General features: G+C 63.6%; 15 protein-coding genes, 2 pseudogenes and 1 other annotated feature. Of the genes and pseudogenes, 8 read left to right on the top strand and 9 right to left on the bottom strand.

The annotated features are described in order from the left end of the window. Positions 1–61: 61 nt before the first annotated feature. Positions 62–1,054 carry an endonuclease/exonuclease/phosphatase family protein gene (locus tag FHS96_RS27615; protein WP_429599585.1) on the top strand — a complete coding sequence of 331 codons (993 nt, stop codon included), beginning with the start codon at positions 62–64 and terminating at the stop codon, positions 1,052–1,054. Positions 1,055–1,096: 42 nt separating this feature from the next. On the opposite strand, the pseudogene FHS96_RS27610 reads toward FHS96_RS27615, so the two are convergent. Beyond that, positions 1,097–1,252, bottom strand: a pseudogene (locus FHS96_RS27610) (NAD(P)/FAD-dependent oxidoreductase); the annotation flags it as partial. A gap of 116 nt (positions 1,253–1,368) precedes the next feature. Here FHS96_RS27610 and FHS96_RS27605 point away from each other — a divergent pair. After that, on the top strand, positions 1,369–2,004 hold the full coding sequence (locus FHS96_RS27605) for an HAD family hydrolase (RefSeq protein WP_429599583.1): 636 nt from the start codon (positions 1,369–1,371) through the stop codon (positions 2,002–2,004). Positions 2,005–2,239: 235 nt separating this feature from the next. Here FHS96_RS27605 and FHS96_RS27600 read toward each other — a convergent pair whose 3' ends face one another. Further along, a complete protein-coding gene (locus tag FHS96_RS27600; RefSeq protein WP_429599580.1) occupies positions 2,240–2,905 on the bottom strand; it encodes a PAS domain-containing protein in 666 nt (221 codons plus the stop codon). 345 nt (positions 2,906–3,250) lie between these two features. Between FHS96_RS27600 and FHS96_RS27595 the strand changes: the two genes are divergently transcribed. The 5 genes from FHS96_RS27595 to FHS96_RS27575 all read left to right on the top strand — a co-directional run bounded on the left by FHS96_RS27595 (position 3,251) and on the right by FHS96_RS27575 (position 6,634). After that, positions 3,251–4,354, top strand: a complete 1,104-nt coding sequence (locus FHS96_RS27595) for a PAS domain-containing protein (RefSeq protein WP_429599578.1) — start codon at positions 3,251–3,253, stop codon at positions 4,352–4,354. Then, positions 4,351–4,800 carry a response regulator gene (locus FHS96_RS27590; protein WP_429599575.1) on the top strand — a complete coding sequence of 150 codons (450 nt, stop codon included), beginning with the start codon at positions 4,351–4,353 and terminating at the stop codon, positions 4,798–4,800. Before FHS96_RS27595 ends, FHS96_RS27590 begins: the two co-directional genes overlap by 4 nt. 353 nt (positions 4,801–5,153) lie before the next feature. Continuing rightward, positions 5,154–5,858: a PAS domain-containing protein gene (locus FHS96_RS27585; RefSeq protein ID WP_429599573.1), complete on the top strand. Its 705-nt coding sequence runs from the start codon at positions 5,154–5,156 to the stop codon at positions 5,856–5,858. A gap of 268 nt (positions 5,859–6,126) precedes the next feature. Further along, the gene (locus tag FHS96_RS27580; RefSeq protein WP_429599571.1) at positions 6,127–6,300 is read left to right on the top strand and encodes a hypothetical protein; all 174 of its coding nucleotides are present in this window, start codon (positions 6,127–6,129) and stop codon (positions 6,298–6,300) included. A gap of 142 nt (positions 6,301–6,442) precedes the next feature. Further along, complete coding sequence (locus FHS96_RS27575) at positions 6,443–6,634, top strand: hypothetical protein (protein ID WP_429599569.1); 192 nt, start codon at positions 6,443–6,445, stop codon at positions 6,632–6,634. 348 nt (positions 6,635–6,982) lie between these two features. Here FHS96_RS27575 and FHS96_RS27570 read toward each other — a convergent pair whose 3' ends face one another. Continuing rightward, entirely contained in the window at positions 6,983–7,846 is an 864-nt protein-coding gene (locus FHS96_RS27570; protein ID WP_429599567.1) for a transglutaminase family protein, read from the bottom strand. Positions 7,847–7,927: 81 nt separating this feature from the next. Beyond that, positions 7,928–8,374 (bottom strand): ferritin-like domain-containing protein, encoded by a 447-nt coding sequence (locus tag FHS96_RS27565; protein WP_429599565.1) that lies wholly within the window; start codon positions 8,372–8,374, stop codon positions 7,928–7,930. A 1,346-nt stretch (positions 8,375–9,720) separates the two neighbouring features. Here FHS96_RS27565 and FHS96_RS27560 point away from each other — a divergent pair. Next, a pseudogene (locus FHS96_RS27560) lies at positions 9,721–10,532 on the top strand (IS3 family transposase). Beyond that, positions 10,002–10,116: a sequence feature (AL1L pseudoknot), on the top strand. (Overlaps the previous pseudogene by 115 nt.) Positions 10,533–11,005: 473 nt before the next feature. Here the strand turns inward: FHS96_RS27560 and FHS96_RS27555 are convergent. The 5 genes from FHS96_RS27555 to FHS96_RS27535 form a co-directional block, all read right to left on the bottom strand. After that, the gene (locus FHS96_RS27555) at positions 11,006–11,518 is read right to left on the bottom strand and encodes a hypothetical protein (RefSeq protein ID WP_429599563.1); all 513 of its coding nucleotides are present in this window, start codon (positions 11,516–11,518) and stop codon (positions 11,006–11,008) included. Positions 11,519–11,548: 30 nt separating this feature from the next. Continuing rightward, entirely contained in the window at positions 11,549–12,352 is an 804-nt protein-coding gene (locus FHS96_RS27550; RefSeq protein ID WP_429599560.1) for a hypothetical protein, read from the bottom strand. Between the two features lie 96 nt (positions 12,353–12,448). Then, on the bottom strand, positions 12,449–13,519 hold the full coding sequence (locus tag FHS96_RS27545; RefSeq protein WP_429599558.1) for a hypothetical protein: 1,071 nt from the start codon (positions 13,517–13,519) through the stop codon (positions 12,449–12,451). A gap of 79 nt (positions 13,520–13,598) precedes the next feature. Continuing rightward, a complete protein-coding gene (locus FHS96_RS27540; RefSeq protein ID WP_429599556.1) occupies positions 13,599–14,063 on the bottom strand; it encodes a hypothetical protein in 465 nt (154 codons plus the stop codon). Between the two features lie 75 nt (positions 14,064–14,138). Beyond that, positions 14,139–14,930: a hypothetical protein gene (locus FHS96_RS27535; protein WP_429599553.1), complete on the bottom strand. Its 792-nt coding sequence runs from the start codon at positions 14,928–14,930 to the stop codon at positions 14,139–14,141. Positions 14,931–14,950 lie beyond the last annotated feature (20 nt).

The raw sequence follows: 14,950 nt of genomic DNA, 5'->3' as shown, positions 1-14,950 counted from the left end.
CCCAGTCAATACCGCCAGGCGCGGAGCCGCGAAGACATGCGAACCGCGCGCATCGCACGGGGTGACATGCGCAGGAGACCGACAAGAGGACGGGTTTGGCCGGAGCCCAAGTCACATTGATGCCGCGCCACAGGCGGGGCAAAAGGCCGACATTATCCGCCGCCTTGCCGCCCTCGCCCTGCTGTTCGCCATCCCCGCCTGCAGCCTCCCCCCAGGCAATCCGCCGGGCGTCCCGGTATCGAGCGAGCGGCCGCTCAGGATCGCGAGCTGGAACCTCGAATTCCTAGCGGAGAAGGACGGTACCGGTTGCCAGCCCCGTGACGCTGCGGACTATCGCGCCATGCGCGCGATCGCCGACAGTCTCGACGCCGATGTCATCGCCTTCCAGGAAGCCGAATCCGAACGCGCAGCACAGCGCGTTTTCGATCCGGCGCGCTACACCATCGTGATGGAGACCCGTGCCGGCGATCCCACGGGCACCTGCGGCGGCCGCCATCCCGACCAGCCCTTCATCCGCCAGGCAGTGGGCCTCGCGATCCGCAAGGGCATCGCCTTCGAACGTCATCCCGACGTCACTGGCCTGATGCTGGGCAATCCGCAGCTTCGCTCCGGCGTCGATGTCACGATCCGCCCGCGGGACGATGCACCGCTCCGGCTTCTCGGCGTCCACCTGAAGTCGGGCTGCTTTTCGGGAACGCAGGACAGTGCCTGCCCTGTCCTGTTGCAACAGATCCCCGTGCTCGAAGCCTGGATCGACGCGGCAGCGGCCGGCCCGACGCGCTTCGCAGTGCTTGGCGACTGGAACCGCCGCCTGGCGCTTGCCGGCGACACCGTCTGGACCGAGATCGACGACGCCGAGCCGGCAAATGCCGACCTGCGGCTCGCAGACGCGGGTACCCCGCCCCGCTGCGATCCCCGCTATGACAGCTTCATCGACCATATCGTGCTGGACAGGCGGGCGGGCACCGCGATGGCTGGATTCAGCGAGACGCCCTACCCCGCCGGCAGCAAGCATTATTCGGATCACTGCCCGGTTTCGGTGACGCTGCGATAGCGCCGTCCTTTCCGGTATATTTACGTCAACGCGTGGACCTGGTCATCGTAACAAGGGTGAGCGTTGGGCAAGATCGTTGCGGATCGTTGTCGCGGCGACACCGCCTTCGCCCATGGCGTGGCTTAGTTGATCGAGCCCCAGCACCACGTCGCCGGCTGCATAAAGGCCAGCGACGCTTGTGCGTTGATGCGGATCCACCGGCGACACTGACAATACGCCCATCCGCCGCCGCGCCGGATGCGAAAGCCCTGCCAGAAACGGCTCAAGCCATCGCTCCAGATCGCTCCGCCAGTCTTCGTTCACCGCCATCGCCGTTGATCCGTCAGCCTACACTGACACACGAGAATCAACGACGATTCCAGCCGGTTCCTTCAACCTGCCAAAGTAGTGCTAGTCGCGAAATCATCCACGATCAGATCGGCAAAGGCGCTGACATGCTGGTGCCTGCGCTGCTGCCCGATCTCGATCCAGCTGCGCGGGATAGCCTTGCCGAGGCGCACGGCGCCGCGTTCAAAGCGAAATATCTCGGCAAGGCCAGGCCATTCCCGTCTGCGCATGCGCTGCTTGCCGCCGCGCACGACCGCGGGCAACAGGTCGTGCTGGCATCTTCGGCCTCGCAGGCCGAACTTGACCATTATCTCGATCTTCTCGAAGCGCGCGCGCTCGTTGGAGCGACAACCAGCAGCGACGACGTGAGGCACACCAAGCCGGCTCCGGACCTTTTCGCAGTCGCGCTTGGCAAGCTTCAGGGCATCGATGCCGAGGCTGCGATCGTTGTCGGCGACACACCATACGACATGCAGGCCGCCAATGGATGCGGTATCGCCGCCGTCGCAGTGCGTTCAGGGAAATTCCGGGATGACGTGCTGTGGAACGCTGGGGCGATCGCGATCTACGACGATGCCGCGGCGCTTCTCGCGGCATATGCAAGTTCGCCGCTCGGACGCTGAACCTGCGCCGGTCGAAGACATCGACCGGGAAACTGAGGCACCGGTCACGAGCGGCCGCCATGAGAAAAGAACGCGACAGGGCCAGCCTACCGCCAGAGCTGGGTCCGATCTTTTCACTCGCTGGTGGGGCGCGTGTCCGCAAACTCAGACCACTAGAGATCGGCGTCCCCTTCCGCGTAAGGCTGCGCAGTTCAACGCGGCCACCGACTGCACTTCTGCAGCGGTGGGGCGGCAGTCATCGGTCAATGCGTTGCCGCTGTCGGCGCGCGCTTTTGTCGGAAAAGATAGGGCATGATCGCCTGTGCGATCGCGCGTCCCACCGATTCCGCGACGTGCGATGCGCGGTCCTGTCCTTCGCTGGCAAGGAAGCATTGTTGCGCTCCTCTTCGCTTGCGCGCAGCTCGCTGATGTCGCGCGAAACCGAGAGGATTGGGTCGGGCTCGCGTTCGGGCCCGAAAATCGGACTTACCGCGACGTGCCGCCATCTGGGCGTGCCCGACATGGCGTCGACCTTGCCGATGAAACTGCGCGCTTCGCCTCGTCTCGCCGCCTCGATGGCGGCGCGCGCCTCGACATGACCCTGCTCTTGCCAGAAGTGGGGCCAGGGGCAGCCGGCGATGGCGTTGAAGTCACTCACCTCCATCACGCGCTGGCCGCCCTCGCTCGTGACGGTCAGCCGTGCGTCGAGCTCGAGCACCTTAATGCAGTCGGTCGAACTGGCGAGGACGCCGGCGAGAAAGGCCTCGCGCTTGGCCGACGCCACAAAATCCTGCTTGCGCTTACGCCGCAGGACCTCGGTTTGGAGCAGCGCGGTGCGCAACGCGACCACCAGACCCACCAGCGCTAGCGTCGTCGCGATGAAGAAGATCGAAGCACCCCAATGGACGGTGGTGAGGAACAAGGGCAAGTCGGGTCGCGAGGCCGCATAGCCGGCGCCGAGCGGGACATGATCGTCGCCCAGACCCCTAGCCAGGACTTGAACGCGTCGACGCGCTGCACGGCCTCGGCCTAGATCATAGGAGGCGTGACCGCGTCGGGCGCGGAAAGCGACTGGCGTGCGATCGCTGGCGACACTTGGCGGGCGGTGTTCGATCGCGCTCACCGTCAGGCCCGGCTGGGAGAGCAGCTCACTTGAGCGCGTGGCAGGTCCGCAGGCGAGCGGTTCGGCGCGGATTGGGAACGCCTCCCGCCGACCGTGGTTATGGTGAGGACGCCGGGGCCTACGCTCCTGCGAACAGGAGGGTAAGTGGACCAGCGCGACAATTGGCACCTGACTGACGATGTGAGCCATGAGAGCGGACCCGGCGATCCCTTCGCCGCCGCCGTGCGCGCTACGCGCATGCCGATGGTCATCACCGACCCCGCCAAGCCCGACAATCCGATCGTCTTCTGCAACGAGGCGTTCCAGAAGCTCACCGGCTATGACCGCGACGAGATCGTAGGGCGCAACTGCCGGTTCCTCCAAGGCCCCAACACCGATCGCGACGCGGTGCGGCGCATCCATGAGGCGATCGTGGCTGGCAAGCCGATCGATGTCGATCTTCTGAACTATCGCAAGGACGGCAGCACCTTCTGGAACGCGCTTTATCTGAGCCCGGTCCGCAACGCCGCCGGCGACATTCAGTTCTATTTCGCCTCGCAGCTCGATGTCACCGACCGCATCGAGGCGCAGCGCGCGATCGCCGAGCAAAAGGCGATCGTCGAGCGCGAGGTCGAGAAGCGCACAGCCGATCTGACCGCCGCGCTCAAGGAGAAGACCTTGCTGCTGCACGAGGTCGATCACCGCGTGAAAAACAATCTCACCATGATCGGCTCGCTGCTGCGTTTGCAGGCGCGCACCATCGCCGACCCTGCCGTGACCGCAAAACTCGAGGCGATGCTCGAGCGCGTCGACGCACTCGCAACCGTCCATCGCCGGCTCTACCAGAGCGAGGATGTCCAGCGGTTCGACATTGGCGCCTTCTGCCAGAACCTTGTCGCCGACGTCGTCGGCTCGAGTGGGCGCAACGACATCGAGACCGACGTCTCGGTCGAGCGGATCGAAGTTCCGGCTAGCATGGCATCGGCATTGGGGCTCGTGCTCAACGAAGTGCTGACCAATGCAATCAAGCATGCTTATTCCGATGGGCGCGGCGGCACGCTGAGGGTCGCGGCCCACCGCGACGGCACGACCGCGCGGCTGACCATCGCCGATGACGGGCCGGGCTTCGCCGGTGACAAGCCGCCCGAGGGCGGTCTCGGCACCACGCTCATCAACCGCCTCTCCAGACAGGCAGGCGCGACCGTATCCTGGACCAGCAGCGGCGAGGGCACCCGGGTCGACATCCTGCTCGATACGGTGGGCGCATGACCCGTCCCTCCACGCCGCTCTCCATCCTGATCGTCGAGGATGAGGCCCTGCTCGCGATGGACCTCGAGAGCATGATCGAGGATGCCGGGCATTGCGTCGTCGCTGAAGCGGCCTCGCTACACGATGTCGCCGATCTGCCCGACGATTGCCGGTTCGATCTCGCCTTCGTCGATATCCAGCTCGCGCGCGGCACCAGCGGCCTCGATGTGTCGAAGCTCATCCAGCAGCGCTGGCACGGCACCTTCATCGTGTTCGTGACCGCCAACCCCTCGAAAATTCCTGAGGACTTCGCCGGCGCGCACGGGGTCATCCCCAAGCCTTTCTCACGTAACGGGCTGATGGCCGCGATGCGCTATATCGAGGAAGGCGTGTGCGACCCGCCGCCTGTCTCGCCGCAACCGGCGAGTTTCCTCGCGTCGCCAGCCTTCGCGGCGACGTGGAGCTGACGGCTGCGGTTTACTTGACGATCAAGCCTGAACGTCTTTTGGCCAACGCCGAATGTCGTCTCCTGACGAGACCGGTCAGTCGGTAAGTCTAAGCAACACGGCCGCTAAGGTCGAATCCGCGACAATGATCCGAATAGTTGATCCGGGGAAAGCATGCGGCGCCGCTGCAGGCGCTGTCGAGCCGGGATCGAGGTCCGCTTTCGCGTCGCTGGAGATGCGCTGCCCTGTCGTAGATTCACGCAAAGCGGACGACCCGGAGGTGTTGCCGAAGCTCTCGGCGATCTCGAAGCACTTGCGCCGAATCAAAAATCTGCGAGATTGGCAACGTAGGCAGAAGCGCTTGCGAGGAATGCGTGTCCTTTAACGTCGGATTGTGTGTCTCGGACTTCGAGATGAACATACTTGAGGTTGATGGACATTTTGAGAGTATTTTGGGCCTGACCGCGTCTGTGTTGAAGCGGCGGAACGTCCTTGAACTGACGCATGCCGATGATCGATCGACCAACACGCGGTGGCTTGATCTGCTCCGAGCCGGTGGGGCGCCGTTCTCGATAACGAAGCGATATCAGCGAGATAACGGCAGCGTGGTTTGGGTGACCAACCACGTGAGCATCCTCCGTGAAGGTTTTTCCCCGTCGCGGCTGATCGCGACCGTGGAAGTTCGATCGCCGAAGATCAGTCGCGATAATGGCGAGTCTGGTTGGCTTGTGGCGAAAAGCTTCCTCCAGATACAGGAACAAGCCCGACGACTTCTCGGCCGCGAGATGGGCTCGGGCGAGCCTCTGTCCATCCTGCTGGCGACGTATGCCGCAGAAGTGGAAGGTCGCATATGCGACTTCAAATGGTTAGAGCGGGCGGTCGCAAGGCCTCAGAGCGTTTTGTGGCGCTGGTTGCACGCACTTCGACAGGAGAAGTTAATTGAAGGCTATATACCGGAAGAACTTAACGGCGAGGTACATGTTCAGCTGACAAGCCAAGCGTTCTACATTATGGTCGAGCTTCTGGCAGAGAAGGACTCCGACCTAGGAATCCGCAGCGGTGCGCAATCATCCGAGTGACCACCGCCAACGCCTATGAACCAACAGGCCCGAGCCGTCTGAGTAGAAATTCGGGCCGGCCGTTTTCGGGCGTTGGCGTCCAGCGCCGGCTGGGCCGAAGTTGGCGCGAAGCGGACATCGTTCTGCAAACCGATTGCAAAGGCGCGCCACTTTTTCGTGCGGGAGTTTGGTCGTCCTGTGCTAACAACGCTTACCGGCGGCCAAACCCGAGCTGCGTCCGGTTGAGAGAATCGTTTTTGCTCTTGCTCGCTCCAAGAGGGAGCGTCTGATGGACGATCTGAATTATCTATATCACCGCCAGCAGGTATCGCTGATGATGGCGCAGGCGGCGCCGGACGCATGCAGCCGAGCATCTCACAACGCGATGGCTAAGGCCTACGAATCTCGTATCGGCACCATGCGCATCGCCTCCGGCGCCCACGAACTGTCACTTGCAGATTGAGCCGGTCCAATCCGCCGGCTGCCAACAAGAATCGGGATGTGAAAGCGCTCGTATATCCTCCCAATCTGGCGACCGAGCGCGCGACCTAATATCGACTGGGGGGAGTGCGCCCCCACTACATATTCTTTGTTGGAGACGCGCAATGAGCGGTCGCAATTTTACCGATCTGGCCGACTACCTTGACGGCTTGGCCGCAGATATTCTCGGCAATTTCGCCGATAGCCGCGATAACGGATTCAAACCGAACCAGGCTTCAATTCGCGACGCTATCGATCTTTTTACAGCCGCTGAGCACCTCAGACGGCGGGACAAGGATCAGATCCGGTCGGCCTGAGTCGCGTTGCCTCGACAACCCCGCGCTTCCGTTTCGTGTCGCCAGTCGGCGGGATACAGGCTGAGCCGATACGCGACCGCAAAGCCCAACATATTTGGGTGCGTTCTTTCTCGTGACGACCGATGCCCGCCCATATGAGTCGGATCGATCATCTAAGGGCGCAGGTCTCACGCTGCCACAGGCTCGCCGCTGCAATTGTTGATGCGCAAACGGCGGAGGCCCTTCGGAAACTCGCGGAACGCTATTCCTCGGAGATTTTAGAGATCGAGGGCGAACCAGAGCTTCATCAACCACGGTGAAGCGGGGAGGTCTTCGGCGGGCGGACTCGGACATCGGATCCTTGCCTTCTCACTCCGGCGCCCGCTTGACGGCTACAGAGACCTCCATCTGCTCGAAATCCTCGAGGTTTCCGACATATCCGCCGCTAACCGGCATGATTTGGCGGTTGAGCCGGGCCACGGCGACCGGGATCAACTGGGCACCGCCAACCCGAGCGTGCGTAGGATCGAACGCGATCCAGCCGGCGCCCGGTAGGTAGATCTCCGCCCAAGCGTGCGTGGAGCCGGGATCATCTTCTGATTGCTCCTCGTCGAACAGGTAGCCGGACACCGCGCGCGCGCCGAAGCCGAGATGGCGTGCTGCCTCGATGAACAACCCGGCAATATCGCGACATGAACCGCTGGTGAGATTGAGGGTCTGCGCAGGCGTCTGCGTTCCCTCCTCGTCGCGAACCCGGTAGGTAATCGCGCTCAGCATCCCGGCGTTCAGATCCTTGAGCAGCGACAAAGTGTTGGTCTGAAGACCCATCACGAAGCCGCGCGCCCAGGCGCCGACTTTTTCGGCATCAGGCGTGAGCCAATCGGGCTGCGCAAGCGCCCCAAGATCGATCACGTCTTCGAGCGAATAGGTGAAGGGATAAGAATGGGCTGATGGCTTGATCGGGACGACTGGCCATTCCGCTGCCTGATGGTCGATGGTCGCCCTGCTGGAGATTGACAGCATCAAGGTCGGTGCATGGAAGATCGCGGTTGCGATGAGGTTGCCAAACACGTCCAGGGTCCAGGCGACCTCTGCCGCGGGCTCGCAAACGAGCGACCGCGAAAGCGTGGTCAAGTCACCACCGTCCCGAGGCGTCACGATCAGGGTGTGCGGCTGCAACGTCACAGGTCGCACGTAGCGATAGATCGTTTGATGGTGGATCGTCAGTCGCAATCGCCCCCCCCCGGTCCCCAGGAAACGCGCTTGAATTGCTGCCGGGCCCGGAGCCGTTGCGGTATCGGTCCCGGCTCGGCTTCAAGTGAGGCTGTGCTTCAGCGCGCTCATCTGGTCGTGCCCCTGGCGCACCGAGCCATAGGCTTCTTGAATCACTGCATCTGCCTCCGGCGACAGGTCGCGATCTTCGAGCGCGCGCTCGAATTTCGTCTTGATATGATCCTCGCCGCGCTCGACCTCTGTGATGATCTCCTTGTCGTCGTTCGACGTGAAGGCCTGCTTCAGATCAACAAGGGTTCGATGCGCGGCTGCCAGGAGGCTGCTGCTGGTCTCGGGCTCACCACCAAGGCGCGTAACCTCGGCCTGCAGGGCGCTTGCGACCTGCGCACGGTCACGGGCGAAATCGGCAAACATGGACGCGAACTTGGTGCTCTCTGCGTCCCGGGCGGCGTCCTCATAGCCCTTCATGCTGTCGAGGGTCGTGGTCGTCAGTCCGTTCAAGACGGAGATATCGTGGTCGCTGCTCATGATTTTTCCTATGTGTGGAGCGCCATCAACGAAGCGCCAGCGTCAAAGTGCCAGCGCTTGGATATCCGCTGCGAATTGACGCCAACGTTCTACACCCGGCGCATCAACGACGGGGTCGTCCCACACCGCAACCTGCCCTGCGTTGTCAACGAATGTCTGAAAGGGGACGAGCTGATCCGGAGGATCTCGGAGCAGCGTACGCTGCTGGTAGTTCCGAGGCGCCGTCAGTCTTCGGTCCGCGCCGACGAGGTTCGGCGCTAAGTGGACTGGTAAAGCGGCTGCTTCCGACGCGATTGGGCTATTCGACGATCCTTATCCGATGTGGCAGCCTCGTACTCTGCAACTGGCAATTCGTTCAGATCCTCGGGGCGTGTGAATGACAACGTCCGATATAAATCTTTACCGGCACTTGCCCTCGGCTTTAAGCTTGGCGCGGTAACGACGCCCATGTTCAGCCCGCCACGCGTCCGCCCTTTGCTGACCTTCTGACTGAAGCACGTTAGAATATTCCGCCTCCATCGCGCGCCGTTCCGGCCCAGGTCCCGAATCGGCGAGGCAGCGGCTCGACACCGAGGTGGAGCGTGACTTCTTGCTGGCGATGTCGCCAGACAGCTTGTTTGCCATCACCCCGGTGGCGAGCTGTCCCATTGGTGCCGTGTCTACGGGCGCATATTGCGCTCCAGCCGGCGCAGCATGCCACATCCCAAATGCAGCAACCAAGCAGCAATACCAGCGCGACATATCGACAGTCTCTCCTTGTTCTGCGAGCGCAGGCTTGGGCAGATCGGCAGGCCGGTCCAGTATCAATCGTCCAAACGACCGGACCAGGCGGCGAGCGCCAATCAATCGCTAAGATCGAAGACCATAAGTACGGGATCGATCCCTTCGTGTGTCGCTGGCAGTAGCCGCCGGCGTGTTGGTGCGTTGGATCTCGGCAGAATGAGCGCCAGGAGTGGACAAGTCCGGGAGGCCGCTATCGCACGATCAGGCAGGACAGCCGAACTCGCCTGATCGCACAGCTGAGCCTGCCTTTTCGCGAGTGGCCGCTCAACCTGCCTTGGTGAACGCTCGATGACCCATGTCACCGTGCATTGCGCGGGAAGCGCGCGGCGGCGCCACCGTGTCGTGGAGCCGTGATTGAAGTTCGCGTTCAGGCGCCTGTTGAATGTGCCGCTATGCCAGAGATTTGGCGCGAAGCGGTCATATAGCTCAGCAGGTGGGCCATGGCCGCTCGCACCCCATTCCACAAAGCTGTCGGTGTCGTGGTATGACGTCCACGTCGAGGGCTTACTGTGAAGCGTCCCGGGTTTTCCGGAGGCTCCGAACTGTGAGAAGGAGCATCCGGTATGAGCAAGATGGGAAACAGATTTTCGCCTGAGGTCCGTGATCGAGCGGTTCGAATGGTTGGCGAGCACCGTGCGGATTACGGCTCGGAATGGGAGGCGATGAGTTCGATTGCCTCGAAGATCGGCTGCACGGCCGAGACGCTGCGCCGCTGGTGCCGCACGGAGGCGGGCCGACGGGCGGCACCAGCGGCACAGGGCGTCGATGATAAGGCCCGGCTCAAGCTGCTGGAGCGCGAGGTCAAGGAGCTCCGTCGAGCCAACGAGATCCTTCGCAAGGCGTCGGCATATTTTGCGATGGCGGAGCTCGACCGCCGCGAGAGATGATGATGTCGTTCATCGACGTCCATCGCGAGGAGCTGGGTATCGAGCCGATCTGCCGCGAACTGGCGATCGCCCCGTCCTCCTATCACGAACACGCGACCCGCCTTGCCGATCCGGCGAAGCGTTCCGCCCGTGCGCGCCGGGATGACGACATGTGCGAGCAGATCCGGCGCGTTCACGAGGCCAGCTTCGGACTCTACGGCTCGCGCAAGGTCTGGCATCAGTTGCGGCGCGAGGGCCTTCATGTCGCCAAGTGCACGGTCGAGCGACTGATGCGTAGCATGGCCGAGACAATCAATGGCCTTTACAAGGCCGAGGTCATCTGGCGCCAGCGGTCCTGGCCGAGCGCATCTGCGGTGGAAATGGCAACGCTCAGCTGGGTCGATTGGTATAATAACCATCGCCTCTTCGGCCCGCTCGGCTACATCCCACCCGCCGAGGCTGAAGCAAACTACTACGCCGCTATCGAAACCCTCGATATGGCTGCATGAGTCAAACTGCATAGCCTCCAGAAAACCCGGGACGCTTCAGCATTGGCGCAAGCGGGATTGCGCCCCGCGGGTCATTTGGTGGTGCGCTTAGTGGGTATGCGCACAGGGCACATACGCCGATGAAGCGCCGGAGCCGCTCGCGAGAAGACAGGCAAGAAAGTCCCACGAGCCGACGTCACCTGTCGACCAGAGCCAGTCGTTCAGATCATCCACCGCGAATGTCTGCTCCTGACAGAAGCCGCCGATGAAATGCTCCGAAGCGGATCGTCAGAAAGGCGCCTTATAATTGGTCGTTCCGCCCGCCCGCCTACGACGCCGAAAGCTGCCGTTCGTTAATGCTGCTTCGGCCGGCGAGGGAGCGACCGTAATTGGGAGGATCCGGACCGTCCGGAAATGGTAGCCTACTAGGCCCAAGCCGACATGCCCCTGCCAAAAACCATATGGTGGCTATTCGCGGATACTCGCGCGTCCCGTCATGCCTCGTCGGACAGCCGGCCATGACGAAGCAGCAACTTGGTCAGCACTCCGTTCGCCGTTCGGAAATTGTCGAGCTGTCCCGCAAGACGATATTGCCACTTCAGGCCGTGGAAAAGGTTGTTCCGAAACCGATAGATGATGATCAGCATCGCGCAGACCCGCTCGACCGGGTCGTTCGTAGCGCCGGCGACCACCGCCGCGACCAGCTCTGGCTTGTCGTTGCGCCGCAGCTCGAGCCGGCTGAAGCGCGGGCTGTGCTGGCCATTCTCCGAATAGCGCGCGCAGAAATAGCCGATCTCCTCCTCGAACTCGGCCGCATTCAGAAGCCCTTCATCGTGCCAGCGCTGGACGGCATCGCAGATCGCCGTGGCCCCCGCGCCGTTCGGGAAGACTCGGCCTTCGAACAGGCCCCAGAGGAAGGCGAAGCCGTTGATCGCGTCGAGTTCGGCCCGCGACAGCTGCGCGAACCCCAGGACCTTGTCCCTGAGCCAGGCCTCGATCTCGCTCAATCCTCGCCCCCTCGCCGATCACCGAGCGCCTTACCGCAGCTGTAGCAGCCATTCGCGCCGATCGCCGCATCGGCCGGGGCCGCGAAGGTGCCGCGGCATTTCGGCCGCGCGCGACGAAATCCTGGCCGCACAGCGCGCAATGGATCTGCTGGTGGGCGCGGTCCCCGGAAAGGGGCCGTTGCGGCTGACCGCCCAGTCATCATGGCACGCATGGCAGGCAAAGCGGAACGCCGACTTCTTCACCCCGAACAGGGTCCGGAAAGCGCGGGGCGCAATGAACGGCCATTCATAGCCCATGCCGAACATGACCTCCTGGCGCGACGACCAATGCTTGTCGTCGAAATAGTCGCGCCGGCCGAGCGCGATCATCTCGACCCGATCGCGCAACCAGGGCCGGTTTGGCCACAGATCGATATATTGGTTGATGAGATCGCCGCAGATCCGCACGGGATAGAGAACCACATCGGTGTTGCCGAGATGGGCATAGCGGTTGCGGCGGACCCGGAGCGCGCCATAGCGCTGGACATAACGGTCGGGCAGGATCGTTGCGGTCAGGCTGTTGACCGCCTCGGGCAGCTCGGCCGCATCGCGCGTGCGCAAGGCCGCGAAATCGATGTCCCGCGCGCGGACGCTGAACGGGATGTCGCCATCGATTAGCAGGAACGGGCTGACCGCCGCGTTCCTGGCCTTCAGCGCCAGTTCGTTCGACCGCTGGACGACCGCCAGGATCGCGTGGAGATCTTCCTGGGCGCCGCGTAGATACTCGGCCCGCTCCTCGGCCCATAGATCTTCCCCCCTCGGTCTCGGCGAAGCTATAGTCCGGATGGAGCCCATCGAAATCGGACATGGGCGAGATGAGCTCGTCCCAAGCCCGGAAATAGGGTTTCACCGCGGTGATGTTCAGCCCCTCCGCGGTCGGCAGGTTGACGATCATGATGGCCCTCCGGACGCGGGCATCGGCCGTCGGGTCTGCCATGCCGCCAGCGCCGCGCGACCATAGCGCATGCCGATCATCTCCTCGTCCGAGAAGCCGAGATGCGCTTGCTGGGTGGCGTCGGCGAGACGCTCGAAACTGGCGATATGGCCGACACGGCGGGCAACCTCGGCCAGCGCCCCGCCTGCCTCCTCCCAGATTTGCGAGACCCCGCCGAAGCCGAACAGCTCATGCCCGGTCAGCACGACCACCCGCGACGCCAGGCCCTCCCGCCGGCCGCGCTGCCACCCCCAGCGACGACACAGCCGGCGCAGGGCGCGCACATCCTCAGCGGACAGCCGCTCCTTTAGGTTGGCGACGACGAGATAGGCGCCGGGCAGCGCGGTCCCGAGCGAGATCAGCCGGTCGATGTCCTTCGGTTTGAGCACATGGCTGCTGAAGGTTTTGCACTCGCCGACGAACAACAGGGGTTCGCGCCGCTGCGGTCCGTGGCTCTCCATCCGGTGCCAGGCGAAGAAGTCGGTCTCCAGCGTAGCGCCTGAGGTCGCAAGTTCGAGCCCGGTGGTGAAGGTGAAGTCGCTGCGCGTCGACATCTCATCTTCGAGAAAGCGCCGGGTCAGCCCGACCGCATCGCCGCCCTGGGCATGATGCGGCGTGGCGAACGGCCCCACCACCCGATATTTCCAATTGCAGCGCTTCGGGACCTGCCCCTGCGGGAAGTCGAAGCGTTTGAAGCAACGCTCGCACCGCACCGCCGATGTCGTCGAGGCTGTACCAATTCTCCTTGAGGCAGTGCGAACAGGCGGTGGCGATGCCGAGGCGGAGCATGCCGGCTTGACGAACTGCTCGATCGAGCGATGTCCGCCGAAGCGCTTTTTCTTCAACGCCTTGAGAAGTTGCTCAAGCTTGGCGATCGTCGCTGTGCGGTCGGAATATTCCTCGCTGCTGCCGTCGTCGTGGACGCGCCGCCGGCGGGCCAGCCCGTCGAAGAACTGGATCGTCTCGGGATCCGCGACGATCGCCATACGCGTCAGTCCGCCGATCGACGCGATCAGCTGCTCGGCCACCCACCCCGCATCCGATGTCGTGGCGACAATGCCCTGGCCGCCAGCCAGCTGGTCACCGCCTCCTGGGTGGTGGGCAGGGTCAGATGCCCTGGATGCCCGGCGAAGCTCTGCAGGCAGACAAAGCCTTCGCGCGCCCGGAACTCGTGCATGCCGCCACGTCAGGTATATTAGGGGATGCGGTCGACCGCGGCCGGCGGGAGGGCGCGCGCCAGGACACCGTCGGGCGCATAGATGCTCGGCCGGACGACATTGACCCATCCGGGCCCAACGCATTGCGCTGGGTGTCGAAGGCCGGCGACAAAGATGGATAGCGCATAAACTGACCCGTCCCCGCCGCGGTCAGCGCACTATGCTGCTCGGCGACGACCAGCTCGGCGCGCATCTCGACGGTCGGCAGCTCATCGGTCGGCGGCGCCAACCCCGGCATGTCCCGCCGAACGACGACGGCGCCGGGGGCGAAGCCCGCGCTGGCGAGATCAAGGGTGGCCAGCACCTTGGCCCGGTTGAGCGACCGGCCGGCCTGCAGGATCGCCGGGGTCATCATGCCATGGCGGCTGCCGGGCTGCGGCCTATGGTTGCGATGGATGATATCGACGACGCCCTCGCGCGATGCCGCCAGCTAATGGACGTTGACCGGCAGCACATCGGCGACCAGCCGCATGTTCCAAAAATCGATGACGCCGAGCCCGCTCAGCGGGTCGAAGACGAAGATGACCGGCGAGGCGTCCCAGCGATAGCGCAGCGTACTGCCCTGCAGCGTATGGTCGAGCGGGACGTCGCTATGCCCCTGGGCAACGGTCGACCAAGCCGCCGAATCGGGCACCCTGTCGATCGCACCGAGCGCCCCGCGATGATAATTGGCGAGCTCGCCGAGCGGTCCTTCCTCGGGAAACACGCCATAAGCCGTCTCCGCAAAGGCCTGGCCGATCCTGTCCCCGCCGGCGAAGTGCAGGACGTCCCGGCTGTTGATGCGCTGAGACCGATATTCGGTGCTGTAGAGATGCTCATAGACATGATCCATCCCGATGCCGGTGTTGAGGACCGGTCGCGCGATACCCTCTGTGCGGATCATGTTGCCAAGACCGACCATCCGTTCTCGCTCGTGCAGCGTCGACGGTGCAGCGATGCCGGCCGCCTCGAACTGGCCGGCCGCGGCCGACACGAAGATGTCGGGTTCGAAGAAGTCGAGCATCCCCCGCGTCAGCGCAGCAGAGGACCGCGCGCGACCATGGTCGGGCCGCCACGCGCGCGGCAGCCTCTTCATCACGGGGATGAGCGGCAACATCATGCCACCCCACATGCAGGTCGCCAGCCGCATTACCTCGCCGATCGTCGCCCGGTCGGCGGGGTCGACCAGGAACCCGACCCGCAAGGGGCGCAGGATGATCTCGGCCGAGATCGAATCCGTCATGCCTTCTCCCCGTCCCTCAT

Origin of the sequence: Sphingomonas zeicaulis (assembly GCF_050433225.1) — a bacterium.
GTDB lineage: Bacteria > Pseudomonadota > Alphaproteobacteria > Sphingomonadales > Sphingomonadaceae > Sphingomonas_D > Sphingomonas_D zeicaulis.
Note: the sequence above shows the minus strand (reverse complement) of the source record. Positions and strands in the feature narration are given on the sequence as shown.